The 26549-nt window shown below is 55.0% G+C and carries 23 protein-coding genes and 5 tRNA genes; 19 read left to right on the top strand and 9 right to left on the bottom strand.

The window, feature by feature from the left end; translation table 11 throughout:
• Positions 1–176: 176 nt before the first annotated feature.
• Positions 177–887 (top strand): DUF3053 domain-containing protein, encoded by a 711-nt coding sequence (locus ACQG2G_RS01020; protein WP_013094974.1) that lies wholly within the window; start codon positions 177–179, stop codon positions 885–887.
• Between the two features lie 246 nt (positions 888–1133).
• The gene (cspE, locus tag ACQG2G_RS01025; protein ID WP_003860775.1) at positions 1134–1346 is read left to right on the top strand and encodes a transcription antiterminator/RNA stability regulator CspE; all 213 of its coding nucleotides are present in this window, start codon (positions 1134–1136) and stop codon (positions 1344–1346) included.
• 60 nt (positions 1347–1406) lie between these two features.
• On the opposite strand, the gene ghrB is transcribed toward cspE, so the two are convergent.
• The 5 genes from ghrB to ACQG2G_RS01050 all read right to left on the bottom strand — a co-directional run bounded on the left by ghrB (position 1407) and on the right by ACQG2G_RS01050 (position 6616).
• Positions 1407–2381 carry a glyoxylate/hydroxypyruvate reductase GhrB gene (ghrB, locus tag ACQG2G_RS01030; RefSeq protein ID WP_061772186.1) on the bottom strand — a complete coding sequence of 325 codons (975 nt, stop codon included), beginning with the start codon at positions 2379–2381 and terminating at the stop codon, positions 1407–1409.
• Between the two features lie 26 nt (positions 2382–2407).
• A complete protein-coding gene (locus ACQG2G_RS01035; protein WP_013094976.1) occupies positions 2408–3688 on the bottom strand; it encodes an MFS transporter in 1281 nt (426 codons plus the stop codon).
• A gap of 115 nt (positions 3689–3803) precedes the next feature.
• Positions 3804–4742: a sugar kinase gene (locus ACQG2G_RS01040; RefSeq protein ID WP_061772187.1), complete on the bottom strand. Its 939-nt coding sequence runs from the start codon at positions 4740–4742 to the stop codon at positions 3804–3806.
• Between the two features lie 3 nt (positions 4743–4745).
• Complete coding sequence (locus ACQG2G_RS01045) at positions 4746–5495, bottom strand: sugar phosphate isomerase/epimerase family protein (RefSeq protein WP_061772188.1); 750 nt, start codon at positions 5493–5495, stop codon at positions 4746–4748.
• Positions 5496–5599: 104 nt separating this feature from the next.
• Positions 5600–6616 (bottom strand): LacI family DNA-binding transcriptional regulator, encoded by a 1017-nt coding sequence (locus ACQG2G_RS01050; RefSeq protein ID WP_013094979.1) that lies wholly within the window; start codon positions 6614–6616, stop codon positions 5600–5602.
• A gap of 198 nt (positions 6617–6814) precedes the next feature.
• Between ACQG2G_RS01050 and ACQG2G_RS01055 the strand changes: the two genes are divergently transcribed.
• A complete protein-coding gene (locus ACQG2G_RS01055; RefSeq protein WP_426722954.1) occupies positions 6815–7957 on the top strand; it encodes an IS481 family transposase in 1143 nt (380 codons plus the stop codon).
• Positions 7958–8035: 78 nt separating this feature from the next.
• Here ACQG2G_RS01055 and ACQG2G_RS01060 read toward each other — a convergent pair whose 3' ends face one another.
• Positions 8036–8698: an OmpA family lipoprotein gene (locus tag ACQG2G_RS01060; protein ID WP_013094980.1), complete on the bottom strand. Its 663-nt coding sequence runs from the start codon at positions 8696–8698 to the stop codon at positions 8036–8038.
• Between the two features lie 164 nt (positions 8699–8862).
• On the opposite strand from ACQG2G_RS01060, the gene ACQG2G_RS01065 reads away from it, so the two are divergent.
• The gene (locus ACQG2G_RS01065; RefSeq protein ID WP_013094982.1) at positions 8863–11184 is read left to right on the top strand and encodes a molybdopterin guanine dinucleotide-containing S/N-oxide reductase; all 2322 of its coding nucleotides are present in this window, start codon (positions 8863–8865) and stop codon (positions 11182–11184) included.
• Here the strand turns inward: ACQG2G_RS01065 and ACQG2G_RS01070 are convergent.
• The gene (locus tag ACQG2G_RS01070) at positions 11147–11593 is read right to left on the bottom strand and encodes an N-acetyltransferase (protein ID WP_013094983.1); all 447 of its coding nucleotides are present in this window, start codon (positions 11591–11593) and stop codon (positions 11147–11149) included. The two genes, ACQG2G_RS01065 and ACQG2G_RS01070, sit on opposite strands and share 38 nt — an antisense overlap.
• Positions 11571–12152: a DNA-3-methyladenine glycosylase I gene (gene tag, locus ACQG2G_RS01075; protein WP_020686549.1), complete on the bottom strand. Its 582-nt coding sequence runs from the start codon at positions 12150–12152 to the stop codon at positions 11571–11573. Before tag ends, ACQG2G_RS01070 begins: the two co-directional genes overlap by 23 nt.
• Positions 12153–12311: 159 nt before the next feature.
• Between tag and ACQG2G_RS01080 the strand changes: the two genes are divergently transcribed.
• From ACQG2G_RS01080 to dppF, 9 genes are all read left to right on the top strand, one after another.
• Positions 12312–13010 carry an autotransporter domain-containing protein gene (locus ACQG2G_RS01080; protein ID WP_061772962.1) on the top strand — a complete coding sequence of 233 codons (699 nt, stop codon included), beginning with the start codon at positions 12312–12314 and terminating at the stop codon, positions 13008–13010.
• A 238-nt stretch (positions 13011–13248) separates the two neighbouring features.
• Positions 13249–14451 (top strand): L-lactate MFS transporter, encoded by a 1203-nt coding sequence (locus tag ACQG2G_RS01085; RefSeq protein WP_040020946.1) that lies wholly within the window; start codon positions 13249–13251, stop codon positions 14449–14451.
• 239 nt (positions 14452–14690) lie between these two features.
• Positions 14691–16385, top strand: coding sequence for a kdo(2)-lipid A phosphoethanolamine 7''-transferase (gene eptB, locus ACQG2G_RS01090; RefSeq protein WP_058661794.1), 1695 nt, complete (start codon positions 14691–14693; stop codon positions 16383–16385).
• Positions 16386–16476: 91 nt separating this feature from the next.
• Positions 16477–16553 (top strand) — tRNA-Pro (locus ACQG2G_RS01095).
• A gap of 620 nt (positions 16554–17173) precedes the next feature.
• Positions 17174–18781 carry a dipeptide ABC transporter periplasmic-binding protein DppA gene (gene dppA, locus ACQG2G_RS01100; RefSeq protein ID WP_023620080.1) on the top strand — a complete coding sequence of 536 codons (1608 nt, stop codon included), beginning with the start codon at positions 17174–17176 and terminating at the stop codon, positions 18779–18781.
• Positions 18782–18941: 160 nt separating this feature from the next.
• Complete coding sequence (dppB, locus tag ACQG2G_RS01105; protein ID WP_014830232.1) at positions 18942–19961, top strand: dipeptide ABC transporter permease DppB; 1020 nt, start codon at positions 18942–18944, stop codon at positions 19959–19961.
• 9 nt (positions 19962–19970) lie between these two features.
• Positions 19971–20873 carry a dipeptide ABC transporter permease DppC gene (gene dppC, locus ACQG2G_RS01110; protein WP_020684504.1) on the top strand — a complete coding sequence of 301 codons (903 nt, stop codon included), beginning with the start codon at positions 19971–19973 and terminating at the stop codon, positions 20871–20873.
• 10 nt (positions 20874–20883) lie between these two features.
• Entirely contained in the window at positions 20884–21867 is a 984-nt protein-coding gene (gene dppD, locus ACQG2G_RS01115) for a dipeptide ABC transporter ATP-binding protein (RefSeq protein WP_013094994.1), read from the top strand.
• Positions 21864–22877, top strand: a complete 1014-nt coding sequence (dppF, locus tag ACQG2G_RS01120) for a dipeptide ABC transporter ATP-binding subunit DppF (protein ID WP_014830234.1) — start codon at positions 21864–21866, stop codon at positions 22875–22877. Before dppD ends, dppF begins: the two co-directional genes overlap by 4 nt.
• Before the next feature lie 42 nt (positions 22878–22919).
• Here dppF and coaA read toward each other — a convergent pair whose 3' ends face one another.
• Positions 22920–23870 (bottom strand): type I pantothenate kinase, encoded by a 951-nt coding sequence (gene coaA, locus ACQG2G_RS01125; protein ID WP_013094996.1) that lies wholly within the window; start codon positions 23868–23870, stop codon positions 22920–22922.
• A 317-nt stretch (positions 23871–24187) separates the two neighbouring features.
• Here coaA and ACQG2G_RS01130 point away from each other — a divergent pair.
• The 6 genes from ACQG2G_RS01130 (at position 24188) to secE (ending at position 26548) form a co-directional block, all read left to right on the top strand.
• Positions 24188–24263 (top strand) — tRNA-Thr (locus ACQG2G_RS01130).
• Between the two features lie 8 nt (positions 24264–24271).
• Positions 24272–24356: transfer RNA gene (locus ACQG2G_RS01135), tRNA-Tyr, on the top strand.
• A gap of 119 nt (positions 24357–24475) precedes the next feature.
• Positions 24476–24550 (top strand) — tRNA-Gly (locus ACQG2G_RS01140).
• 6 nt (positions 24551–24556) lie between these two features.
• A tRNA-Thr gene (locus tag ACQG2G_RS01145) sits at positions 24557–24632 on the top strand.
• 118 nt (positions 24633–24750) lie between these two features.
• Positions 24751–25935 carry an elongation factor Tu gene (gene tuf / locus ACQG2G_RS01150; RefSeq protein ID WP_013094997.1) on the top strand — a complete coding sequence of 395 codons (1185 nt, stop codon included), beginning with the start codon at positions 24751–24753 and terminating at the stop codon, positions 25933–25935.
• A gap of 229 nt (positions 25936–26164) precedes the next feature.
• Positions 26165–26548 carry a preprotein translocase subunit SecE gene (gene secE, locus ACQG2G_RS01155; protein ID WP_013094999.1) on the top strand — a complete coding sequence of 128 codons (384 nt, stop codon included), beginning with the start codon at positions 26165–26167 and terminating at the stop codon, positions 26546–26548.
• The last annotated feature ends 1 nt before the right edge of the window (position 26549 follow it).

The raw sequence follows: 26549 nt of genomic DNA on the forward strand, positions 1-26549 counted from the left end.
CCTGATTAACCATATGTCGGCTTCGCCAGGTATTTTTTTGTAAAGAGTTAAGAAATAAAATGGCAATAGCCGTTTTGCATGAAAAGAGTATCTTGCAGCGCTGACCTGGACTATCCTTGTCAGCGTTGGGCACGCGTGTGCCGATGTGCGCTTTTTTGGGTGAAAGGAGTAATGAAATGGCGACAGGAAAGTCCTGCTCTCGCTGGTTTGCGCCTATTGCGGCGTTGTTGATGGTTGTTAGCCTGAGTGGGTGTTTTGATAAAGAAGGCGATCAGCGCAAAGCGTTTATCGATTTTCTGCAGAATACAGTGATGCGCAGCGGCGAGCGTTTGCCGACGCTGACTGCGGATCAGAAAAAACAGTTTGGCCCCTTCGTGTCTGATTACGCCATTCTGTATGGTTATTCACAGCAGGTAAGCCAGGCGATGGACTCCGGCATTCGTCCGGTTGTGGATAGCGTTAACGCCATCCGTGTCCCGCAGGATTATGTCACCCAACGTGAACCGCTTCGCCAGTCTAACGGTGCGCTCGGCGTGCTGAGCCAGCAATTGCAGAACGCGAAAATGCAGGCTGACGCGTCACGTTCCGCGCTGAAACAGGGCGACGATCTCAAACCGGTCTTCGACAAAGTGTATGAGAAAGTGGTGACCAAACCTTCGGATGCCCTGCAACCGCTGATCCCCGCCGCGCAGATCTTCACGCAGCAGCTGGTTCAGGTAGGGGATTTTATCTCCCAGCAGGGAACGCAGGTGAGCTTTGTTGCCAACGGTATTCAGTTCCCAACCTCGCAGCAGGCGAGTCAGTACAATACGCTGATTGGGCCGCTGGCCTCTCAGCACCAGGCCTTTAGTCAGGCATGGAGCGCAGCCGTCGCTGCCACAGAATAAACCGAAAAAACCCCGCTTCAGGCGGGGTTTTTTACTTATGACTAAAATAACGCTTGTCATTCCTCTACCACATCGGTATAACTGTTCACGTCGGTTTGTTACACAGACCTAAAGCAGTTTAGTAAAGCAGTCCAGATTGTTATCCATAGATACCCTTCGTAGTGACCCTTCCTTCATCGCTTAAAAATCTGTAACGCAACCCATCAAGCCGGAAGGCACAATATATTTGTTAATTAAGGTAATTCTATGTCTGCTAAAATGACTGGTCTGGTAAAATGGTTCAACGCTGATAAAGGTTTCGGCTTCATCACTCCTGACGATGGCTCTAAAGACGTGTTCGTACACTTCTCTGCTATCCAGAACGATGGCTACAAATCTCTGGACGAAGGTCAGAAAGTGTCCTTCACCATCGAAAGCGGCGCTAAAGGCCCAGCAGCTGGTAACGTTGTAAGCCTGTAAGCTTCCAACGCAGTAGCAAAGAATTTAAAAAAACCCGCCTTCTGGCGGGTTTTTTCGTTTCTACTGTTGAACCTGTGGATTGACGCAGTTTTTCTCCACGTTTCCGTTCAGCGCGGCGATCAGATTATCCACCGCGGTGGCCGCCATGTTGTAACGCGTCTCGTGCGTCGCAGAACCAATATGGGGCAGCGCGACCACGTTAGGCAGCGAAAGCAGCGGCGAATCCACCGGCAGCGGCTCCTGTTCAAACACGTCCAGACCGGCCGCATGGATCTCACCGTTTTGTAGCGCCTCAATTAACGCCTTCTCATCCACGACCGGGCCACGACCCGCATTGATGAAAATGGCGGATTTCTTCATCTTTTCAAACGCCGCTTTGCCAATCAGATGCCGGGTTTCGTCCGTCAGAGGCAGGATCAGACAGACAAAATCCGCTTCCTGCAACAGCGTATCCAACTCGCAATAGCGGGCGTTGAAGCGTTCTTCGGCTTCGCTGTGATGGCGACGTGCGTTATACAGAATCGGCATGTTAAAACCGAAATGCGCACGCTGCGCCAGCGCCAGGCCGATCCGGCCCATGCCAACAATCCCCAGCGTTTTGCCATGAACATCCACACCGAACCAGTCCGGGCCGATGCTTTTTGTCCACTCGCCCGCTTTGACGCGCTCGGCCACCTCCACCACGCGGCGGGCAGTGCTGAGCATCAGCGCCATCAGCGTGTCGGCCACGGTCTCCGTCAGGGCATGTGGCGTATGCATCAGCAGGATGTTGCGCGCGTTGAGGGCGTCCACGTCAAAATTGTCGTAACCCACGGAAACGGTTGAGGTAGCACGAAGCTTCGGCATTTTTTCCAGCAACGCGACATCCACTTTTTCGCTTGAACCCAGCAGGCCTTCGGCCCGGGCGAACGCCCCGGCGTGTTGTGCCACCGTCTCCGGGCTTAGATTCTTCACCTGCGTGACGGCGAAGTTTTCTTCCAGGCGTTTTTGCAGATCATCAGGCAGTGCTTTATACAAAATGACGGACGGCTTCATGCTTATCTCCGTTGATTTTTAATGATTCAGGCGTGGCGTGCGCCGACGGGGAGTTGTTGATTATTAGCAGGCTTAACAATCAGAGTAAGCCATACTGAGGCGAAAAGCGCCACTCCCATAAAGATGTATGAGGCTGACGGGCTGCCGGTTGCACCGTTCAGGTAACCGACGAACCAGGAGCCGCAGAACGAACCGAGCGCACCCATACTGTTAATCAGTGCCATCGCGCCGCCTGCCACATTACGCGGCAGCATCTCCGGGATGATGGCGAAGAAGGGACCATACGGGGCGTACATCGCCGCACCGGCAATCACCAGCAGCGTATAGGAGACCCAGAAGTGGTTTGCGCCCACGGCCCAGGAGCCGATGAAAGCAAAGGCAGCGATCAGCAGCAGTGGCCAGACAAACAGCTTACGATTTTGCAGTTTGTCCGATGCCCAGGAGACGATGATCATCGCGATAGTTGCCGCCAGATAGGGCACGGAGGAGAGCCAGCCGACTTCCACCATACCGAGATTTTCCCCGCCGCTGCGGATAATTGACGGCAACCACAGTACGAAACCGTACACGCCAATACTCCAGGTAAAATACTGCGCGCACAGCAGGATCACGTTGCGGGAGCGGAAGGCTTCGCCATAGTTACGCACCGCCTTCAGCCCTTGCTGCTCTTTATCCAGCTGCGCCTGCAGTGCGGCTTTTTCATCTTCGGAGAGCCATTTCGCCTGAGCAGGCTTATCTTTTACCAGCACCCACCAGCAGAAGGCCCAGATGATTGCCGGCACCCCTTCGATGATAAACATCTCACGCCAGCCGAAAGACTGGATCAGGTAGCCGGACACCACTGACATCCACAGTACGGTGACCGGGTTACCGAGGATCAGGAAGGTGTTCGCACGGGAACGTTCAGATTTGGTAAACCAGTTGCTGATGTAGATCAGCATTGCGGGCATCACCGCCGCCTCAACTACCCCAAGGATAAAGCGAATAGCGGCCAGGGCAGGGATATTATTGACCACGCCGGTAAGCGACGCGCAGGCGCCCCACAGGATCAGACAGACGAAGATCAGCTTACGCACGCTGCGGCGTTCGGCGTAGATCGCGCCGGGGATCTGGAAGAAGAAGTAGCCCAGGAAGAAAAGGGCGCCCAGCAGAGATGAAATACCTTTGGTGATCCCAAGGTCTTCGGTGATCCCCGCGGCGGATGCGAAACTGAAGTTGGCACGATCAAGGTACGCCAGGCTGTACGTGATAAACACGATTGGCATGATGTACCACCAGCGTTTTACTGCATTGGTCGAACTGTTCATAGGCTTGCCTCTGTTGTTGAGGTTGTTACCGCCGTTGTCTGTAGGGTACACGGTGGTTTAATTATATGTGCGGGTCGTTGCCCTCACCTTGGCCCTCTCCCACGGGAGAGGGGATTTACTCGTTAAGCTGCGCGCGCGTCGGCAATCCTTCACTGTCGCCCTGCACCTGAATGGCCAGCGAGCCGATCCAGTTGCCCCGGGCGATGGCCTGCGGTAGCAGCTTGCCTTCCAGCAGGGCGCTAATGACCCCGACAGCAAAGCCATCGCCCGCGCCGACGGTATCGACTACGTTCTCAACCTTCACGGCCGCGACCGCGCCCTGTTCACCATCCGCGGTTTTAAACCATGCGCCATCGGCACCTGTTTTCAGTACCACCGCTTTTACCCCTTTATTCAGGTAAAAATCGGCAATCCCTTCCGGCGTATTTTCACCGGTGAGGATCACGCCTTCTTTCACCCCCGGCAGAACCCAGTCCGCCTGGAATGCCAGACGGTTCAGCTTCTCGACCATCTCCGCCTCGCTTTTCCACAACACCGGGCGCAGGTTAGGATCGAAAGAGATCGTTTTCCCCTGAGCCTTCATGGTGGTCGCGGCATGATCGAGCAGCTCATACGAGCTGGCTGACAACGCGGCTGCCACACCGCTCAGGTGCAGATGGCGTGCACTCGCGAAGTAGTCGGCGTGATAATCTTCCACCGAGAGATGGCTTGCCGCCGACCCTTTGCGGAAGTATTCCACGATGGGATCGGTTCCATTTTCGACTTTAGATTTAAGCTGAAAGCCGGTCGGGAAGCGTCCATCGAGCGTTACGCCTGCGGCATCAATCCCCTCTTTTTTCAGCGAATCAAGAACGAAGTGACCAAAGCTGTCGTCACCCACGCGGCTGACCCAGCCTGTTTTCAGGCCGAGGCGTGCCAGCCCCGTTGCCACATTCAGCTCTGCGCCTGCCACGCGTTTGATAAAGTGCTCAACCGTGCTCAGCTCACCGGTTTCGGTAGCGACAAACATCCCCATGGCTTCACCGATAGTGATCACATCCAGTGTCTTGTGCATGGTTTACTCCTCGCGCAGCAGGTTAACGTAATGCCGTGTGACAGCGGTTAAGTCCGCCCCTTCCAGCGGGAACTCGATCCCGCGTGGGGCATCGGCAGGCAACTGACTGAGCAGGGCCAGCCAGCGCGCATCGGCGCGATCCGGCGCGACGGCGCGGAACTGTGCTTTATGCGGTACGGCGGCTTTCACATGGATATAGCTGACCGCCGGAGCCAGACGGGTTGCCGCTTCTTCCGGCGAGTCGCCGACCCACAGCCAGTTACCCATGTCGAAGGTCAGCGTGACGGGGAGCGCCATTTCCCGGCAGGCGGCCTGGAAGCGCTGCATCGGCGCAAGCTGGCCGCAGTCGGTCTGGTCGTTTTCCACCACCAGTGCCATGCCGCTCTCATTGAGCAAAGCGCGCAGGGCGGTAAGCGGCCGGGTGCCGCTGAAATGACCCAGGGATACCTTAAGCCACAGCGCGTTGAGCGTGCTGGCTTCGGAAAGGTAGCTGGGAAGGTCGGGGTTGAGGGTACCGTCGGGCATAAACAGGGGGGCGGGGGCGGAATAACACGCCAGCAGGCCCAGCAGCTCAATGGATTCACCCAGCGCAGGCAGCGCCTGTAGCTCTTCGCTGTTGAACAGCTCCCGGCGGATCTCTACGCCATCGGCACCCGCACCGGCAATCACGGGCAGCATCGCCCGTTGGCCGCCAGCCTGTCGCACCTGATCCGCACCATACGCGGCGGTGACCACCATTATTTTTCTGCCCATTCAGGAACTCCATCAAACGTACATCGATACTATTACGCTAGATGGAACCGGTTCCAAAGAAAAGTTCAGGATGTTGAATTTATGATCGTCATCACAAGGGGAAATTAACGGGCGGTGGAGCCGCGGACAATCAGCTCGCCAGAAAAGACCTGCTCGCGTACAGCATCGCTGATCCCTTCAATGCGACGAACCACTTGTTCAACAGCGGCATAGCCGATTTGCCAGGTCGGCTGTTTGAGCGTGGTGATGCCTACCCCGGCCAGTTCTGCCCACTCCAGTTCATCGAAGCCCAGCAGGCCGATATCGCTGCCCCAGTGCAGGCCAATGCGTTTGAGCGAGCGGGCGACCTGAAGCGTCAGCGCCCCATTGGCCGAAATCACAGCTTTGCGCATCCCGCGATGGCGCGTGTGGAACTGACGCAGGGTATTGTCGAGCTGGTCGGCTTCATGAAGCGGAGTTTCGGCGTTTTCGGCGATCACTCCGGGATAACGCTCCAGGGTGGCACGAAATGCATTCAGGCGCTCGCGACGGGTATTCACCATGCCCAGCGGCTCGCTCAGGAACAGAATTGCTTCGAAGCCCTGTTCGATCAGATGCTCGGTTGCAGTCGTGGCCGCCTGGGTATTATCCAGCCCGACGACGTCGCAGGCGAACTCCGGGATTTTACGATCGATGAGCACCATCGGCAGGGAAGACTGTTGCAGCCGGTTTAACCCTTCCTCACGCATACCTACGGCATTGACCACGATACCTTCCACCTGGTAGCTGCGCAGCAGATCGAGATAATGCAGCTCCTGGTCCACCTCGTTGTTGGTATTACAGACCAGCGGGGTAAAACCTTTCTCGCGACAGGCGGCTTCGATACCGCTCAGCACGTTTACCGAGTAGGGGTTGGTAATATCGGCGATGATAAGCCCAATAAGGCGGGTACGGCCACGTTTAAGTCCGCGCGCCATGATGCTGGGGCGGTAGTCGAGATCGGCAATGGCCTGCTCAATACGTGCCAGCAGCGCATCGGAAAGCAGGTGTTTCTCGCCGTTGAGATAGCGTGAAATACTGGTTTTACCGGTTCTGGCGGCTTTCGCCACGTCGCTGATGGTGGCCCGCGTTGGTTTGCTCATCGCTGAATTCCCTGACTTTAGTGAGAATACCTTAGCGGGAAAATCAACGATGGCAAGTGGTTCATGTCGGGGTGTGCGGTCTGATGCCCTCACCCCGACCCTCTCCCACTGTACGGTCCGGGGACATAGTGAACACTTGTTCGGGGACATGGTAGACACTTACAACTAAGGCATAAGAACCCGTTTATGGAGTCGCTTATGCCCTGGGATGCGAGAGATACCATGTCATTACGTACTGAGTTTGTTTTGTTCGCCTCGCAGGACGGGGCGAACATCCGTTCCCTCTGCCGTCGCTTCGGCATTTCACCTGCCACCGGCTACAAGTGGCTTCGCCGATGGGGGGAGGAAGGTGCCTCCGGCCTTCAGGACCGCCCGCGCATACCGCACCATTCCCCGAACCGCTCATCTGACGACATCACCGCCCTGCTGCGTATGGCCCATGACCGCCATGAACGCTGGGGCGCACGCAAGATAAAGCGCTGGCTGGAAGACCGGGGGCACCGTATGCCCGCCTTCAGCACCGTTCATAACCTGATGGCCCGTCACGGCCTGCTGCCCGGTACTTCTCCGGGCATTCCCGCCACGGGGCGGTTCGAACATGACGCGCCGAACCGGCTCTGGCAGATGGATTTTAAGGGCCACTTTCCCTTTGGCGGTGGCCGCTGCCATCCGCTCACCCTGCTGGATGACCACTCCCGTTTTTCCCTGTGCCTGGCGCACTGTACCGATGAACGGCGTGAGACCGTGCAGCAGCGGCTGGTCAGCGTGTTTGAGCGTTACGGCCTGCCGGACCAGATGACGATGGATAACGGCGCCCCGTGGGGAGACACCACCGGCACCTGGACGGCGCTGGAGCTGTGGCTGATGCGCCACGGTATCCGGGTGGGACACTCCCGGCCGTATCATCCGCAGACGCAGGGCAAGCTGGAGCGTTTTCACCGCAGCCTGAAGACGGAGGTGCTGCAGGGTAAGTGGTTCGCGAACGAGGGCGAACTGCAGCGCGCCTTCGACCACTGGCGGACGGTCTATAACCTTGAACGCCCGCATGAGGCGCTGGACATGGCGGTACCGGGCTCGCGGTATAAGCCGTCTGCACGGCAGTACAGCGGTAACATAACGCCCCCGGAATACGACGAGGGTGTGATGGTCAGGAAAGTGGATATCAGCGGAAAGCTGAGCGTGAAAGGGGTAAGTCTGAGCGCGGGCAAGGCGTTCAGGGGAGAACGGGTCGGGCTGAAGGAGATGCAGGAAGACGGCCGCTACGAGGTGTGGTGGTACAGCACAAAAGTGGGGGTGATCGACCTGAAGAAAAAGTCGATCACCATGGGTAAAGGATGTTAAAAAGTGTTCACCATGTCCCCGAACACCTGTCTACCATGTCCCCGGACCGTACACCCACGGGGAGAGGGGGAAATGCGATTACTGAATTGGACTCAACGTAATCTCAACGCGGCGGTTCTGCGCTTTGCCTTCCGCCGTGCTGTTGCTGGCGATAGGGTTTGCCGGGCCCATACCGCTGGTGCGGATACGGTTCGCTTCAACGCCCTGGGTGATCAGCGAGCTGGCCACGGAATCCGCACGCTGCTGAGACAGACGCATGTTCAGCTCCTGGCTGCCGGTGCTGTCGGTGTAGCCAATCACATTCACGGCGGTCTTGTTGTACTCTTTTAGCACCATCGCCACGCCGGTCAGGGTATTCGCACCGGCAGGTTTCAGCGTTGCGCTGCTGCTGTCGAAGGTCACATTGTTAGGCATATTCAGGATGATGTTGTCACCGCTGCGCGTGACGCTCACGCCTGTGCCTTTCATTTTGTCGCGCAGCTTCGCTTCCTGCACATCCATGTAATAACCCACGCCGCCGCCGAGTGCTGCGCCTGCCGCTGCGCCAATCAGCGCGCCTTTACCGCGGTCTTTTTTGGAGGAGGAGAGCGCACCTACACCCGCCCCGACCAGTGAACCGATACCCGCGCCGATGCCGGATTTACCCGCTTCGCGTTCACCGGTGTATGGGTTTGTTGTGCAGCCAGAAACCGCCAGTGCACCGCTCACCAGAGCGGCAATAACGAGTACGCGTTTTTTCATCTTCTTTCCTTAATCCTTTTTATTCTTTGCCACGACGGACGTGGCAGTTGATTATGACGTCCGGATACGGAGAAAATTCCGGGGATAACTCTGAAATTTGTGACAAACCATAAACGGCCTCAATAACAAGACCGTAAACCTGCACGCAACCAGGAGCGCACGCTTTGAGCACCTCAACAAAAACCATTCTGACCGCCGCCCACTGGGGGCCGATGCTGGTCGAAACCGACGGCGAAAATGTCCTGTCTTCCCGTGGGGCATTGCCAACACAACACCCTAACTCTTTACAGACCGTCGTTCGCGATCAGGTGCACAGCAAAACCCGTGTGCGCTGGCCGATGGTGCGTAAAGGATTTCTGGCTTCGCCGGACAAGCCGCAGGGCATTCGTGGTCAGGATGAGTTTGTGCGTGTGAGCTGGGATGACGCGCTGGCGCTGATCCACGCCCAGCACAAGCGCATCCGCGACAGCTATGGGCCTGCATCCATTTTTGCCGGCTCTTACGGCTGGCGTTCTAACGGCGTACTGCATAAAGCATCGACATTGCTGCAGCGCTACATGAGCCTGGCCGGCGGCTACACGGGTCATCTGGGGGATTACTCCACCGGCGCGGCGCAGGCGATCATGCCGTACGTCGTCGGCGGTAATGAGGTTTATCAGCAGCAGACCAGCTGGCCGCTGGTACTGGAGCATACCGAGGTGGTGGTGCTGTGGAGTGCCAACCCTCTCAACACGCTAAAAATTGCCTGGAATGCTTCCGACGAGCAGGGTATTGGCTATTTTGATGCGCTGCGCAAGAGCGGTAAGCGCATCATCTGTATTGACCCCATGCGCTCTGAAACCATGGATTTCTTTGGTGACAGTGCCGAATGGCTCGCCCCGCATATGGGTACTGACGTGGCGATGATGCTGGGTATCGCCCACACGCTGGTAGAGAAGGGCTGGCACGACGCCGACTTCCTCGCGCGTTGCACATCGGGCTTCGACAAATTCGCCGATTATCTGACGGGTAAAACGGATGGTGTTGCCAAAACGGCAGCGTGGGCAGCCGATATTTGTGGCATTCCGGCTGACAAGCTCCGTGAACTGGCCGCGTTGTTCCATGAAAACACCACGATGTTGATGTCCGGTTGGGGCATGCAGCGCCAGCAGTTTGGCGAGCAAAAACACTGGATGCTGGTAACGCTTGCCGCGATGCTTGGGCAAATTGGTACGCCGGGCGGCGGGTTTGGGCTCTCTTATCACTTCGCCAATGGCGGCAACCCCACCCGTAAAGCCGCCGTGCTGGCCTCCATGCAGGGATCGGTGAAGGGCGGCGTTGATGCCGTGGATAAAATTCCGGTGGCGCGTATTGTTGAAGCCCTGGAAAACCCGGGCGGATTTTATCAGCATAACGGTCTGGACCGCCATTTCCCGGATATTAAGTTTGTCTGGTGGGCGGGTGGGGCGAATTTCACGCACCATCAGGATACCAATCGTCTTATCCGCGCCTGGCAGAAGCCGGAGCTGGTGGTGATTTCGGAATGCTTCTGGACCGCCTCCGCCAAACATGCCGATATCGTGCTGCCGGCCACGACCTCGTACGAGCGTAACGATCTCACCATGACCGGTGACTACAGCAACCAGCATATGGTGCCGATGAAGCGTGTGGTCGCACCGCGGGATGAAGCGCGTGATGATTTTGACGTATTTGCGGAACTGAGCGAACGGTGGGAAGCAGGCGGTCGTGAGCGTTTCACCGAAGGGAAAACCGATCTTGAGTGGCTGGAAACGTTCTATCAGATTGCCGCTCAGCGCGGTGCGGCCCAGGGGGTGACGCTGCCGCCGTTTGCGGAATTCTGGGAAGCGAACGCGATTTTCGAAATGCCGGAGAGCGAGCAGAACGCGCAGTTTGTCCGTTTCGCCGATTTCCGTCGCGACCCGGAGAACCATCCGCTGAAAACCGAGAGCGGAAAGATTGTGATTTACAGTGAACGCATTGCCCGCTTTGGGTACGCGGATTGTCCTGCGCATCCCACATGGCTTGAACCGGATGAGTGGCACGGCAATGCCCAGCCGGAGCAGCTCCAGGTGTTATCCGCGCACCCCGCGCATCGCCTGCACAGCCAGCTTAACTATTCGTCGCTGCGCGAGCAGTATGCGGTCGCCGGGCGGGAGCCGATCACGCTTCATGCTGAAGATGCGAAAGCGCGCGGGATTGCGGATGGCGATCTGGTGCGCGTCTGGAACCATCGTGGGCAGGTGTTGGCCGGAGCGGTGGTGAGCGACGGAATCAAACCAGGCGTGATCTGCATCCACCAGGGCGCGTGGCCGGACCTGGACGAGAGCGGTATTTGTAAAAACGGTGCCGTTAACGTACTGACCAAAGATCTCCCCAGCTCGAAGCTGGGGAATGGCTGCGCAGGCAATACGGCGCTGGCATGGGTTGAGAAATATCAGGGCCCCGAGCTTACTCTGACGGCGTTTGATCCGCCTGCCAGCTCATGATCCACGTCGGGTGTTGGGTGTCATCCTGCCAGGCGCTGTCTTCGATACGAAAGCCCTGAGCATGGTAGAAATTCACCGCCCGGACATTTTTTTGATACACCTCCAGGCTTAAGTGCGGGAAGCGCTGTTGAACGTGGTTCAGCAGCGCGCGTCCGATGCCTTTGCCGATGTACGCCGGTGCGACAAATAGTGCGCCGACAAACTGAGACTGCATCACGCTGATAAACCCGTAAGGTTCGCCATCCTGTTCCCAGACCCAGGTTTCGGCCGACGGCAGATAAACGTCCCGCACCATGGCTTCGTTCTCTTTCCAGTAGCTCGCCTCAATAAACGGATGCGCTTCCGTGGTACTTTCAAGCCATAGGCTCAACAGCGACGCGGTATTCTCACTTTGCCATTTGCGGATCATGATGGCCTCCCGGATGACAGAAGCAGCCGGTAACATGGTCATTGACCAGGCCACAGGCCTGCATAAAGGCGTAGCAGATGGTGGAGCCGACAAACTTAAAGCCGCGTTTTTTCAGCGCTTTCGAGAGTGCGTCCGAGGCCGGAGTCGAGGCGGGAATTTCCGCGAGCGTGGCGGCCTGCGTGATTTGCGGATCGTTATTCACAAATGTCCAGACAAACTCTGAGAACGATTCACCGTTTTGTTCCATTGCCAGGTAAGCGCGTGCGTTACCGATAATGGCCTGGATCTTACCGCGATGGCGGATGATGCCTGCATCCTGCACCAGTCGCTCCACGTCGTCGTCGGTCATCGCGGCGACCCGGACGGGATCGAACTGATGAAAGGCATTGCGGTAGTTTTCGCGTTTCTTCAATACCGTAATCCATGACAAACCCGCCTGCTGACCCTCCAGGCAGATCATCTCGAAAAGTTTTTTGCCGTCCGTTTCCGGCACGCCCCATTCCCGATCGTGATAGTCGATATAGAGCTGATCCTGGCTTACCCAACCGCAACGTTGCATCGGTTATCTCCCTTATGACACGGTTATCGCAAAAATTTCATTCCGTCAGGCTTGACGTGTGACCTGTAAAGACAATAGTTAATACAGGGCCATAAGCCCTAAAAACCTCTTCCTGAACAATGATAAAAATCGCCGAATTCGGCTCTCTCTGGAGTCGCTTTGATGATAAAAAAAATCAGTGGTCGCCATGCTGTTTCTGGCCTGGTGGGGATTTCAGCCTGTCTGCTTTCTGGTCACTCAGCATTTGCCTGGCAACAGGAATATATCGTTTCAGACCCGCAAAGTAATACGGCGGAACGCTATACATGGGATGCGGATCACCAACCGCGTTATGACGATATCCTGGCGGAGCGCATCCAGTCTTCGCAAAATGCGCCGGGGCTGGCTCTGAATCTGCCCTCTGGCTCGACCTCCGCGGGGGCGATGAGCGTCGGCTGGAATTTTCCGCTGGCGGGTCATGTCACGACCGGCCCGGTGGTGGCGTGGCGTTATGACGGCACCACGCCCATGATGATTAATGAGTTTGGTGATAGCGTGACAACCCAGGCGCTGACCGATCCCCTGTGGCATGCCAGCGTGAGTACGCTAGGCTGGCGCGTGGATACGCAATATGGCGAACTTCGTCCCTGGGCGCAGATTAGCTATAACCAGCAGTATGGTGAAAATCAGTGGAAATCCCAGTTCGGGATGCCGCAAACGCCTGCCCCGGCTCAAAATGGCAACTGGATGGATTTCACCGTAGGCACCGATATTCCTTTCACCTCGCACATGGCGGCGTATGCTTCCTTAGCGCAAGGGGAGGACAGCACGACGGGAGAGCAGTTTTTGTACACGCTGGGCGTAAGTGCAAATTTCTAACGTTGTTACTATTTTAAACGTCACGTTAACATCTTGAATACAATAACCGTGGGTGTTGTAGCGATAGCGGGCACTAACATTCTGTCGCTTCACTCCCCGGCAAGGTCGTTCATTCCCGATTCCAGGCATTTCATTCCGTTTCTCCTGCATCTCATGCCGTTTTCCCCCAGCTGGATCAGGGTTTTGTTTATCGTTGTCCTCAGCAAATTCCCTTACTTTCTCTTGCAGGACAACTGCCATGAATACATCTTCCTACAATCGTACACGCTGGCTGACGCTCTTTGGCACCATCGTCACCCAGTTTGCGTTGGGCTCGGTCTATACCTGGAGCCTGTTTAACAGTGCCCTTTCCGACAAGCTCGGCGCGCCGATCAGTCAGGTGGCGTTCTCTTTCGGTTTGCTAAGCCTTGGGCTGGCGCTGTCCTCTTCGGTTGCGGGCAAATTGCAGGAGCGGTTCGGCGTGAAACGCGTCACTATGGCCTCGGGGATCCTGCTGGGATTGGGCTTTTTCCTGACGGCGTATTCAAACAACCTGATGATGCTCTGGCTGAGCGCCGGGGTACTGGTCGGTCTGGCGGACGGTGCCGGTTATCTGCTGACCCTGTCGAACTGCGTCAAATGGTTCCCGGAGCGTAAAGGGTTAATCTCCGCGTTTGCCATCGGTTCTTATGGCCTGGGCAGCCTCGGATTTAAATTTATCGACTCTCATCTGCTGGCGTCGGTTGGCCTCGAAAAAACCTTCATAATCTGGGGAGTTATCGTCCTGGTGATGATCCTGTTTGGCGCGACGCTGATGAAAGACGCACCGCAGCAGGAAGTGAAAACCGTTAACGGCGTGGTGGAGAATGACTTCACCCTGGCTCAATCCATGCGTAAACCCCAGTACTGGATGCTGGCGGTGATGTTCCTGACGGCCTGCATGAGTGGCCTGTATGTGATTGGTGTGGCGAAAGATATCGCGCAGGGCATGGTTAAACTGGATGCCATGACGGCGGCAAATGCGGTGACCGTGATCTCTATCGCTAACCTGTCTGGTCGTCTGGTGCTGGGTATCCTGTCCGACAAGATTGCCCGTATCCGCGTGATTACCCTTGGACAGGTGGTTTCACTGGTGGGTATGGCGGCTCTGCTGTTTGCGCCCCTGAATGAAGCGACTTTCTTTGCTGCGATTGCCTGCGTGGCCTTTAACTTCGGCGGCACCATCACGGTGTTCCCGTCACTGGTGAGCGAGTTCTTTGGTCTGAACAACCTGGCGAAAAATTACGGCGTGATTTACTTAGGCTTTGGCATCGGCAGCATTTGCGGCTCGTTAATTGCCTCGCTGTTCGGCGGATTCTATGTCACCTTCTGCGTAATATTCGCCCTGTTAATTATTTCGCTGGCCCTGTCGACGACGATTCGGCAGCCGCAGCGCGAAGTGTTTAATGAAGCACATGCTTAACCTAAATTAAAGAGGCCTTAACGGCCTCTTTAACTTTTATTTGATATGCTTCCAGACTTGTTATTTTGTAAAAATTTGCACCGATCACATTCTCCGCTGCCACTTTTCTCTCCCGCTGTGGTCTACTTACGGCGCTTGTAGACGTTTCTGATAACGCTTTCTTACGCATTTACTTACTCTGTCCGCTTTCTCACTGAGATTCGGCGGGTCTTTATACCCCTTCCCCCAGGGTTGTTTGCATGAAATACATTAGGTCTATTACCCAGCAAAGATTGTGTCTGATGCTGGCTGTCTATATCGGATTATTTCTGAATGGCGCGGTGCTGTTCAGACGAGTGGAAGGTTATTTCGAAGACCTCACCGTAAGAAATGGAATTTTTGCCGCTATTGAAGTGTTCGGCTCCGTCCTCGCGACATTTTTCTTGTTACGCCTGTTATCTCTCTTCGGCCGTCGCACGTGGCAAATTCTGGCCTCGCTGGTGGTAATAATTTCCGCCGCCGCCAGCTATTACATGACCTTTATGAACGTAGTCATTGGCTACGGTATCGTTGCGTCGGTAATGACCACTGACATTGACCTCTCGAAAGAGGTTGTGGGTAAAGGCTTTATCGTCTGGACAATTTTAACCTGTCTGCTCCCACTCTTCTTTATCTGGAGTAATACCTGCCGCTATACGTTGTTACGCCAGTTGCGCACTCGTGGACAGCGGATCCGCACTGTCGCCGTGGTCCTGCTGGCTGGTTTGCTGGTATGGGCGCCTATCCGCCTGATGGAAAAACAGCAAAGAAAAGTCGAAAAAGTGACGGGCGTGGATATGCCAAGCTACGGCGGCGTAGTCGCCAACTCTTATCTGCCGTCCAACTGGCTGTCGGCGTTAGGTCTTTATGCCTGGGCGCAGGCGGACGAATCCAGTGATGTGAAATCGCTGGTTAACCCGGCCAAAAAATTCACTTACCAGGCTCCTGCTGATGGGCTGGATGATACTTACGTGGTTTTTGTTATCGGCGAAACGACGCGCTGGGATCATATGGGCATTCTCGGTTATGACCGCGATACCACCCCAAAACTGGCGCAGGAAAAGAATCTGGTGGCTTACCGCGGCTACTCCTGTGATACCGCTACGAAGCTGTCCTTGCGCTGTATGTTTGTGCGTGAAGGTGGTGCGAGCGATAACCCTCAGCGTACCCTCAAAGAGCAAAACGTGTTTGCTGTGCTGAAGCAGCTTGGCTTTAGCTCCGATCTGTTCGCCATGCAAAGCGAGATGTGGTTCTATACCAACACGTTGGCGGATAACATCGCGTATCGCGAGCAGATTGGCGCCGAGCCACGTAACCGTGGAAAGAGTGTCGATGATATGTTGCTGCTCCAGGAAATGTCACAGTCTCTAAAAAATCATCCAAAGGGAAAACATCTCATCATTCTGCATACTAAAGGATCACATTACAGCTATTACCAGCGTTACACGCGAGATTTCGCGAAGTGGCAACCGGAGTGTGTCAGCATTAATGCGAGCTGTAGCAAGGAAGAGTTAGTAAATGCTTTCGATAATACTGTTCTGTATGTGGATACGTTCCTGAGCCGTGTGATTGATGAGTTGCGTGATAAGAAAGCGATTGTCATCTATGCGGCAGACCACGGTGAATCCATTAACGAAAAGGAACATTTGCACGGTACGCCGCGTAAGCTGGCGCCGCCGGAGCAATTCCGTGTACCGATGATTATGTGGATGTCAGATAAGTACCTGGAGAACCCTGACAAAGCCAAAATGTTTGCTCATCTGAAACAGCAGGCAGAAATTAAGGTACCGCGCCGTCACGTTGAGTTGTACGACACCATCATGGGGTGCCTGGGTTATACCTCTCCGGACGGGGGGATTAACGAAAATAACAACTGGTGCAAACTGCCTGAAAGCAGCCAGAAAGCCGCGCAGTAGCTTGCCTGGCGAGTTTATCGCCAGTTGGATGGCTTTTTTAAATTAAGGGATTGACGGGGGCGCACCTCAGCAGTAAGATGCGCTCCGCATTCGGCGAGTAGCGCAGCTTGGTAGCGCAACTGGTTTGGGACCAGTGGGTCGGAGGTTCGAATCCTCTCTCGCCGACCACATTCAAAAAAGGGCTAACCGCAAGGTTAGCCCTTTTTGCATTAACGCTTTATTCGTCCAGATTAGCCAAAACACCTCGTAGTCCTGCTTCTTCCTGCCTGTTCGTGATTTTGTGACATAATCCATTGTATTTTTTTATATATGGATTGATCTTTTTTCGCGTTGCTTATGGATAACCTCAGCATTTTTCGCTGTGCGTTTTAACGTTCGCGGTATTTAGTGCTCAGATAATCACCGTTCTGCAAGAAAATTTACCCATTCTGAATAAAAGTTAATCACTGATTGTTGCGAAATATGAAGATATTTGTGCTGCAACATGACGAGTAGCATAAATTTCCCTGCTGAAAACTGGCGTACATAGTTTTTTTAATCTTTGTTTGCGGTTTCTCACACTCAGCGTAAATCCCCGTCACCTGTATTGACGTTTTCACATTCTGTTGACAGATTGTAGGGCACGAGGGGCATTTCAGGGACGATCTGCGCTGCAACTCCAACGCTCTTCTGAAAGGATTCTCCATCCCTTTAACGCCTTCGGGCATCACCGACCGGACCGGGTAAAAAATAAATAAAGGTCAGGCGGCGTAACACAACAAAGCAAAACATCACATTGGAGCAGAATAATGAGTATTTCCTTGAAGAAGTCAGGGATGCTGAAGCTTGGTCTGAGCCTGGTGGCTATGACCGTGGCAGCAAGCGTACAGGCAAAAACCCTGGTTTACTGTTCTGAAGGCTCGCCGGAAGGCTTTAACCCACAGCTCTTTACCTCTGGTACGACTTACGACGCAAGCTCTGTGCCGATCTATAACCGTCTGGTTGAATTCAAAACCGGCACCACGGAAGTGATTCCTGGCCTGGCGGAGAAGTGGGACGTCAGCGAAGACGGTAAAACCTATACCTTCCACCTGCGCCAGGGCGTGAAGTGGCAGGACAGCAAAGAATTCAAACCAACGCGCGACTTCAACGCCGATGACGTTGTGTTCTCCTTCGATCGTCAGAAAAACGCTCAGAACCCGTACCACAAAGTGTCCGGCGGCAGCTATGAGTACTTCGAAGGGATGGGTCTGCCAGACCTGATCGCTGAAGTGAAAAAAGTGGACGATAAAACCGTTCAGTTCGTGCTGACTCGCCCGGAAGCGCCATTCCTGGCGGACCTGGCCATGGACTTCGCCTCTATCCTCTCTAAAGAGTACGCGGACAACATGCTGAAAGCCGGCACGCCGGAAAAAGTGGACCTGAACCCAATCGGTACCGGTCCGTTCCAGCTGCTGCAGTACCAGAAAGACTCCCGTATTCTGTACAAAGCGTTCCCGGGCTACTGGGGTACCAAACCACAGATCGACCGTCTGGTCTTCTCCATCACGCCTGACGCGTCTGTGCGTTACGCAAAACTGCAGAAAAACGAATGCCAGGTTATGCCATACCCGAACCCGGCTGATATCGCCCGCATGAAGCAGGACAAGAATATCAACCTGATGGAGCAGGCTGGCCTGAACGTGGGCTATCTCTCTTTCAACACCGAGAAGAAACCGTTTGATGACGTGAAAGTGCGTCAGGCGCTGACTTATGCGGTGAACAAAGAAGCGATCATCAAGGCCGTTTACCAGGGCGCCGGCGTTGCGGCTAAAAACCTGATCCCACCAACCATGTGGGGCTATAACGATGACGTTAAAGACTACACCTACGATCCAGAGAAAGCGAAAGCGCTGCTGAAGGAAGCAGGGCAGGATAAAGGCTTTACCGTTGAACTGTGGGCGATGCCGGTACAGCGTCCGTACAACCCGAACGCACGCCGTATGGCTGAAATGGTTCAGGCTGACTGGGCGAAAATCGGCGTTCAGGCCAAGATTGTTACCTACGAGTGGGGCGAGTATCTGAAGCGCGCCAAAGCGGGTGAGCATCAGGCAGTGATGATGGGCTGGACCGGTGACAACGGGGATCCGGACAACTTCTTCGCCACCCTCTTCAGCTGTGCGGCGGCAAAAGACGGCTCTAACTACTCTCGCTGGTGTTACAAGCCGTTTGAAGACCTGATCCAGCCGGCACGTGCCACCGACGATCACAACAAACGTATTGAACTCTACAAGCAGGCACAGGTTGTTATGCACGATCAGGCTCCGGCTCTGATTGTTGCTCACTCCACTGTGTACGAGCCAGTGCGCAAAGAAGTGAAAGGCTACGTGGTTGATCCGCTGGGCAAACACCACTTCGAAAACGTATCTGTTGAATAATCAGTAGGGCGTTCTCCCTCTCCCTGTGGGAGAGGACAGGGGTGAGGGGCTTGCATGCTAGCCCTCACCCTAACCCTCTCCTGCGGGAGAGGGAATTTACATTTGTGAGCAATACAGACGCCACGCCACTGGTCGTGCGTCTTCAGAGAGAATCCGGGTTATGTTGCAGTTCATCCTCCGACGTCTGGGACTTGTCATCCCCACGTTTATCGGTATCACCCTTCTCACTTTTGCCTTCGTCCATATGATCCCCGGCGACCCGGTAATGATTATGGCGGGCGAGCGTGGTATTTCCCCTGAACGTCATGCGCAGCTGCTGGCTGAACTCGGCCTCGATAAGCCGATGTGGCAGCAGTACCTCCACTATATCTGGGGCGTTATGCACGGTGACTTAGGGATTTCACTAAAAAGCCGTCTTCCGGTGTGGGACGAGTTCGTGCCGCGTTTTAAAGCGACACTGGAGCTTGGCATCTGCGCCATGATTTTTGCCACTGCGGTGGGTATCCCTGTCGGGGTGCTGGCTGCCGTTAAACGTGGCTCTATTTTTGACCATACCGCCGTGGGCCTGGCGCTGACCGGCTACTCCATGCCGATCTTCTGGTGGGGCATGATGCTGATTATGCTGGTCTCGGTGCAGCTTAACCTGACGCCGGTCTCCGGACGCGTCAGCGATATGGTCTTCCTCGATGATTCCAACCCGTTGACCGGCTTTATGCTGATTGATACGGCGATATGGGGCGAAGAGGGCAACTTTATTGATGCGGTCGCGCATATGATCCTGCCGGCAATGGTGCTTGGCACGATCCCTCTGGCGGTGATCGTGCGTATGACCCGTTCGTCAATGCTGGAAGTGCTGGGCGAGGATTATATTCGTACCGCGCGTGCCAAGGGCCTGACGCGTATGCGAGTCATCATCGTTCATGCGCTGCGTAACGCCATGCTGCCGGTGGTGACCGTTATCGGTCTGCAGGTGGGTACGCTGCTGGCAGGGGCGATCCTGACCGAAACCATCTTCTCCTGGCCGGGCCTTGGCCGCTGGCTGATTGACGCGCTGCAACGCCGTGACTATCCGGTCGTGCAGGGCGGTGTATTGCTGGTCGCGACGATGATTATTCTCGTCAACCTGCTGGTCGATTTGCTGTACGGCGTGGTGAACCCGCGTATTCGTCATAAGAAGTAAGGGGCCATCATGTCACACGTTTCTGAAAATAAAGTGGTTGCTGCACCGGTTCCAATGACGCCGCTGCAGGAATTCTGGCACTACTTCAAGCGCAATAAAGGCGCGGTAGTGGGGCTGGTCTATGTCTCTGTCATGATCCTGATTGCCGTGTTTGCAAACGTGCTTGCACCGTATAACCCGGCGGATCAGTTCCGTGACGCGCTGCTGGCCCCCCCTGCATGGCAGGACGGCGGGAGCCTGGCTCACCTCTTGGGTACCGATGATGTAGGTCGCGACGTGTTGTCGCGTCTGATGTACGGCGCGCGTCTGTCGCTGCTGGTGGGCTGCCTGGTGGTGGTGCTGTCCCTGATCATGGGGATCATCCTCGGCCTGGTTGCGGGTTATTTTGGTGGCATTGTTGATAACATCATCATGCGTATCGTCGACATCATGCTGGCGCTGCCAAGCCTGCTGCTGGCCCTGGTGCTGGTGGCGATATTTGGCCCGTCGATCGGTAATGCCGCGCTTGCGCTGACCTTCGTGGCACTCCCTCACTACGTGCGTTTAACCCGTGCGGCAGTGCTGGTGGAAGTGAACCGCGACTACGTCACCGCGTCCCGCGTGGCCGGTGCCGGTGCGATGCGTCAGATGTTCGTCAATATCTTCCCGAACTGCCTTGCGCCGCTGATTGTTCAGGCGTCGCTCGGCTTCTCTAACGCCATTCTTGATATGGCCGCTCTTGGCTTCCTGGGCATGGGTGCGCAGCCGCCAACACCGGAGTGGGGCACGATGCTCTCCGACGTGTTGCAGTTCGCACAAAGCGCCTGGTGGGTTGTCACCTTCCCGGGTCTGGCAATTCTGCTGACGGTGCTGGCATTTAACCTGATGGGTGATGGTCTGCGCGATGCACTTGATCCCAAACTGAAGCAGTAAGAGGCACGAGATGGCGTTATTAAATGTAGATAAATTATCGGTGCACTTCGGCGATGAAGGCACCCCGTTTCGCGCCGTGGACCGCATCAGCTACAGCGTAAATCAGGGCGAAGTGGTTGGCATTGTTGGGGAATCCGGTTCCGGTAAGTCCGTAAGCTCACTGGCGATTATGGGGCTGATCGATTATCCGGGCCGCGTGATGGCGGAAAACCTGCAGTTCAATGGTCAGGATCTGAAGCGCATTTCCGAGAAACAGCGCCGCCAGCTGGTGGGCGCGGAAGTGGCGATGATCTTCCAGGACCCGATGACCAGCCTGAACCCCTGCTACACCGTGGGCTTCCAGATTATGGAGGCGATCAAGGTCCATCAGGGCGGTAACAAGAAAACCCGTCGTCAGCGGGCGATCGACCTGCTGAACCAGGTGGGGATCCCTGACCCGGCATCGCGCCTTGATGTCTACCCGCATCAGCTTTCTGGCGGGATGAGTCAGCGTGTGATGATCGCGATGGCAATTGCCTGTCGGCCAAAACTGCTGATTGCCGATGAGCCGACCACAGCGCTGGACGTGACCATCCAGGCGCAAATCATCGAGCTGCTGCTGGAACTGCAGCAGAAAGAGAACATGGCGCTGGTGCTGATTACGCACGACCTGGCGCTGGTGGCTGAAGCAGCACACAAAATCATCGTGATGTATGCAGGACAGGTGGTGGAGACCGGAAGTTCGCACGATATCTTCCGCGCACCGCGTCATCCGTATACCCAGGCGCTTTTACGTGCGCTGCCGGAGTTTGCCCAGGATAAAGCGCGTCTGGCGTCGCTGCCGGGTGTGGTACCGGGTAAATATGACCGTCCGCAGGGCTGCCTGCTGAATCCGCGTTGCCCGTATGCGACGGATAAATGCCGTGCAGAAGAGCCTGAGCTCAACCAGCTGGCTGACGGTCGTCAGTCGAAATGCCACTACCCACTCGATGATGCCGGGAGGCCAACACTATGAGTACGCAACAGGCCACCACGCAACAACCGCTGTTGCAGGCTATCGACCTGAAAAAACACTACCCGGTGAAGAAGGGGATTTTTGCCCCTGAGCGCCTGGTGAAAGCGCTGGACGGCGTCTCCTTTACCCTCGAACGTGGTAAAACGCTGGCGGTGGTCGGGGAGTCGGGCTGCGGCAAATCAACCTTAGGCCGTCTGCTGACGATGATTGAAACGCCTACCGGCGGCGAGCTCTATTATCAGGGGCAGGATCTGCTTAAGCACGATCCGCAGGCGCAGAAGCTGCGTCGCCAGAAAATCCAGATTGTGTTCCAGAACCCGTACGGTTCATTGAACCCGCGCAAGAAAGTGGGGCAGATTCTGGAAGAGCCGCTGCTGATTAACAGTAATCTCAGCAAAGAGCAGCGTCGTGAAAAAGCGCTGGCGATGATGGCGAAAGTCGGCCTGAAAACCGAGCATTACGATCGCTACCCGCATATGTTCTCTGGCGGCCAGCGCCAGCGTATCGCCATCGCCCGTGGCCTGATGCTCGATCCGGATGTCGTGATTGCCGATGAACCGGTCTCAGCGCTCGACGTTTCCGTGCGCGCACAGGTGCTGAATCTGATGATGGATCTGCAGCAGGAGCTGGGGCTGTCTTACGTATTTATCTCCCACGACCTGTCGGTGGTAGAGCATATCGCTGATGAAGTAATGGTAATGTATCTGGGGCGCTGCGTGGAGAAGGGGACGAAAGATCAGATCTTTAATAACCCTCGCCACCCGTACACCCAGGCGCTGCTCTCTGCGACACCGCGCCTGAACCCGGACGATCGTCGCGAGCGTATTAAGCTGACCGGTGAACTGCCAAGTCCGCTGAATCCACCTCCGGGATGTGCATTCAACGCCCGTTGCAGTCGCCGCTTTGGCCCTTGCACCCAGCTACAGCCGCAGCTGAAAGATTATCGCGGTCAGCTGGTCGCCTGCTTTGCGGTCGATCAGGATGAAAACGGCGAAAAGCCGCAGGCGTAAACAAAAAAACCGGCGTTAAGCCGGTTTTTTAAGTCTGCTAACCTATTTCCGCAAACGAATCTGGTCGACAGCGTGTTTCTCGCTCTTGGTGAGGATCAGGCTCGCCCGCTCGCGGGTAGGGAGAATGTTCTCTTTCAGGTTTACGTAGTTGATCTCGTTCCACAGACCTGTCGCCACCTTCACCGCCTCTTCTTCAGAAAGCTGGGCGTAGTGATGGAAATAGGAGTCCGGGTCAGTGAACGCCCCTTCGCGGAACTTCAGGAAGCGGTTGATATACCAGCTTTGCAGCAAATCTTCCGGTGCATCGACATAAATAGAGAAATCGACGAAGTCAGAGACAAACACGTGATGCGGATCGTGAGGGTAATCCATCCCGCTTTGCAGCACATTTAACCCTTCCAGAATCAGAATGTCTGGCTGCACCACCGTTTTGTCTCCGCCCGGAATGCGATCGTAGATCAGGTGCGAATAGACCGGCGCCGTGACGTTAGGCACGCCGGATTTCAGGTCAGAGACAAATTTCACCAGACGGTGCATGTCATAAGAGAGCGGGAAGCCCTTCTTCTTCATCAGCCCGCGTTCTTTTAGCACCTCATTGGGGTGCAGAAAGCCGTCGGTGGTGATCAGCTCCACGCTGCGGTGTTCTGGCCAGCGGCTCAGGAGAGCCTGCAAGACACGCGCGGTTGTGCTTTTACCTACCGCCACGCTGCCAGCAATACTGATGATATAAGGAATGCGTTGACCATTGGTTCCAAGGAACTGCTCCAGCACCGCCTGACGGCGCAGGTTGGAACTGATATAGAAGTTAAGCAAGCGTGAGAGGGGGAGATAAATTTCTGCCACTTCTTCCAGGGACAGATCTTCGTTTATCCCTTTTAACCGTGCGATTTCACCTTCCGTCAGCGTCATAGGGACGGAATCACGCAGGGCAGCCCACTGGCTGCGGTTAAAGTGAAGATAAGGCGTCATTAACGTTTGCTCTTTTTTGCTCATAAGCATGCTTCAGTGAGCCAGCATCACACTGCCGGATCATGGCTCATCACACAGTTAATTTTGGACAATGGGCAGGAGGTTAACACCAGATGACAGGAATAATAAGAAAAAAGATGGAAAGCGCTGCGTTACGCGGAAGCCGTCACGCTACGGTGTATGCGATGCAATTCGCTCATATATGTTGAATATTTGACCGTGAATGACTACTTTAACAGCGCTTGATGCGTGGTTAGCATAAAATGTGAGCGAAAGAACGTTTTATGCAAATTTTTAGTTGCATGACCGCGCAGGTATCCATAGAATGCGCGCTACTTGATGCCGACTTAGCTCAGTAGGTAGAGCAACTGACTTGTAATCAGTAGGTCACCAGTTCGATTCCGGTAGTCGGCACCATCAAGTCCGGTGGGGTTCCCGAGCGGCCAAAGGGAGCAGACTGTAAATCTGCCGTCACAGACTTCGAAGGTTCGAATCCTTCCCCCACCACCACTTTCTGGCAGCGTATAAATGCCGCCGGAGCTGGTTTAAAAGCTGAATCAGCTCGAACTTAAAAAGAGAGAAATCTCTTTTTTTGTTACAGAAAGAACTGGGTAGCCGAGTTTCAGGATGCGGGCATCGTATAATGGCTATTACCTCAGCCTTCCAAGCTGATGATGCGGGTTCGATTCCCGCTGCCCGCTCCAATACGTGCTGATATGGCTCAGTTGGTAGAGCGCACCCTTGGTAAGGGTGAGGTCCCCAGTTCGACTCTGGGTATCAGCACCACTTCACTTCTCCTTCCCGTTTCTCTCTGTTTCAATTTTACTTGATTCAACAGTTCAGGCATTTCGCCTGGTTGATGTGGTGATATCACCGATTTATCCGTGTCTTAGAGGGACAATCGATGTCTAAAGAAAAGTTTGAACGTACAAAACCGCACGTTAACGTCGGTACTATCGGCCACGTTGACCATGGTAAAACAACGCTGACCGCTGCAATCACTACCGTTCTGGCAAAAACCTACGGTGGTTCTGCTCGTGCATTCGACCAGATCGATAACGCACCAGAAGAAAAAGCTCGTGGTATCACCATCAACACCTCTCACGTTGAGTATGACACCCCGACTCGCCACTACGCACACGTAGACTGCCCAGGCCACGCCGACTATGTTAAAAACATGATCACCGGTGCTGCGCAGATGGACGGCGCGATCCTGGTAGTAGCTGCGACTGACGGCCCAATGCCTCAGACTCGTGAGCACATCCTGCTGGGTCGTCAGGTAGGCGTTCCTTACATCATCGTGTTCCTGAACAAATGCGACATGGTTGATGACGAAGAGCTGCTGGAACTGGTAGAGATGGAAGTTCGTGAACTGCTGTCTCAGTACGATTTCCCAGGCGACGATACCCCAATCGTTCGTGGTTCCGCGCTGAAAGCGCTGGAAGGCGACGCAGAGTGGGAAGCAAAAATCATCGAACTGGCTGGCTACCTGGATTCTTACATCCCAGAACCAGAGCGTGCGATTGATAAGCCATTCCTGCTGCCAATTGAAGACGTATTCTCCATCTCCGGTCGTGGTACCGTTGTTACCGGTCGTGTAGAGCGCGGTATCATCAAAGTGGGTGAAGAAGTTGAAATCGTTGGTATCAAAGAGACTGCGAAGTCTACCTGTACTGGCGTTGAAATGTTCCGCAAACTGCTGGACGAAGGCCGTGCTGGTGAGAACGTTGGTGTTCTGCTGCGTGGTATCAAACGTGAAGAAATCGAACGTGGTCAGGTTCTGGCGAAGCCAGGCTCAATCAAGCCACACACCAAGTTCGAATCTGAAGTGTACATCCTGTCCAAAGACGAAGGCGGCCGTCATACTCCGTTCTTCAAAGGCTATCGTCCACAGTTCTACTTCCGTACAACTGACGTGACCGGTACCATCGAACTGCCAGAAGGCGTAGAGATGGTAATGCCAGGCGACAACATCAAGATGGTTGTGACGCTGATCCACCCAATCGCGATGGACGACGGTCTGCGTTTCGCAATCCGTGAAGGTGGCCGTACCGTTGGCGCGGGCGTGGTTGCTAAAGTTCTCGGCTAATTGCTGATAACATTTGACGCAATGCGCAATAAAAGGGCATCATTTGATGCCCTTTTTGCACGCTTTCACGCCAGAACCTGGCTCATCAGTGATTATTTTTGTCATAATCATTGCTGAGACAGGCTCTGCAGAGAGCGTATAATTCGAAAAGCGAATTAGCATTTCGATTTGGTTTGCCTCGCGATCGCGGGGTGAAAATGTTTGTAGAATACTTCTGACAGGTTGGTTTATGAGTGCGAATACCGAAGCTCAAGGGAGCGGGCGCGGCCTGGAAGCGATGAAATGGGTAGTGGTAGCCGTTCTGCTGATCGTAGCGATCGTCGGCAACTATCTTTATCGTGACATTATGCTGCCGCTACGCGCGCTTGCAGTGGTAATTCTGATTGCTGCAGCGGGTGGTGTCGCGCTGTTGACGACAAAAGGCAAAGCGACTGTCGCTTTTGCCCGCGAAGCGCGTACCGAAGTCCGTAAGGTAATTTGGCCGACTCGCCAGGAAACATTGCACACCACGCTGATCGTAGCGGCGGTAACCGCTGTAATGTCACTGATCCTGTGGGGACTGGATGGTATTCTGGTTCGCTTGGTATCCTTTATCACTGGCCTGAGGTTCTGAG

It is taken from the genome of Enterobacter cloacae complex sp. 382A5 (genome assembly GCF_050031095.1).
Classification (GTDB): Bacteria; Pseudomonadota; Gammaproteobacteria; order Enterobacterales; family Enterobacteriaceae; genus Enterobacter; species Enterobacter cloacae.

Coding starts and splice junctions, on each gene's coding strand:
- ACQG2G_RS01055 (WP_426722954.1), top strand. CDS start 6,815: ATGCCCTGGGATGCGAGAGATACCATGTCATTACGTACTGAGTTTGTT.
- cspE (WP_003860775.1), top strand. CDS start 1,134: ATGTCTGCTAAAATGACTGGTCTGGTAAAATGGTTCAACGCTGATAAA.
- ACQG2G_RS01045 (WP_061772188.1), bottom strand. CDS start 5,495: ATGGGCAGAAAAATAATGGTGGTCACCGCCGCGTATGGTGCGGATCAG.
- coaA (WP_013094996.1), bottom strand. CDS start 23,870: ATGAGCAAAAAAGAGCAAACGTTAATGACGCCTTATCTTCACTTTAAC.
- dppB (WP_014830232.1), top strand. CDS start 18,942: ATGTTGCAGTTCATCCTCCGACGTCTGGGACTTGTCATCCCCACGTTT.
- dppC (WP_020684504.1), top strand. CDS start 19,971: ATGTCACACGTTTCTGAAAATAAAGTGGTTGCTGCACCGGTTCCAATG.
- ACQG2G_RS01070 (WP_013094983.1), bottom strand. CDS start 11,593: ATGATCCGCAAATGGCAAAGTGAGAATACCGCGTCGCTGTTGAGCCTA.
- ACQG2G_RS01020 (WP_013094974.1), top strand. CDS start 177: ATGGCGACAGGAAAGTCCTGCTCTCGCTGGTTTGCGCCTATTGCGGCG.
- ACQG2G_RS01040 (WP_061772187.1), bottom strand. CDS start 4,742: ATGCACAAGACACTGGATGTGATCACTATCGGTGAAGCCATGGGGATG.
- ACQG2G_RS01035 (WP_013094976.1), bottom strand. CDS start 3,688: ATGAACAGTTCGACCAATGCAGTAAAACGCTGGTGGTACATCATGCCA.
- dppA (WP_023620080.1), top strand. CDS start 17,174: ATGAGTATTTCCTTGAAGAAGTCAGGGATGCTGAAGCTTGGTCTGAGC.
- dppD (WP_013094994.1), top strand. CDS start 20,884: ATGGCGTTATTAAATGTAGATAAATTATCGGTGCACTTCGGCGATGAA.
- ACQG2G_RS01085 (WP_040020946.1), top strand. CDS start 13,249: ATGAATACATCTTCCTACAATCGTACACGCTGGCTGACGCTCTTTGGC.
- dppF (WP_014830234.1), top strand. CDS start 21,864: ATGAGTACGCAACAGGCCACCACGCAACAACCGCTGTTGCAGGCTATC.
- ACQG2G_RS01050 (WP_013094979.1), bottom strand. CDS start 6,616: ATGAGCAAACCAACGCGGGCCACCATCAGCGACGTGGCGAAAGCCGCC.
- tuf (WP_013094997.1), top strand. CDS start 24,751: ATGTCTAAAGAAAAGTTTGAACGTACAAAACCGCACGTTAACGTCGGT.
- eptB (WP_058661794.1), top strand. CDS start 14,691: ATGAAATACATTAGGTCTATTACCCAGCAAAGATTGTGTCTGATGCTG.
- ghrB (WP_061772186.1), bottom strand. CDS start 2,381: ATGAAGCCGTCCGTCATTTTGTATAAAGCACTGCCTGATGATCTGCAA.
- tag (WP_020686549.1), bottom strand. CDS start 12,152: ATGCAACGTTGCGGTTGGGTAAGCCAGGATCAGCTCTATATCGACTAT.
- ACQG2G_RS01060 (WP_013094980.1), bottom strand. CDS start 8,698: ATGAAAAAACGCGTACTCGTTATTGCCGCTCTGGTGAGCGGTGCACTG.
- secE (WP_013094999.1), top strand. CDS start 26,165: ATGAGTGCGAATACCGAAGCTCAAGGGAGCGGGCGCGGCCTGGAAGCG.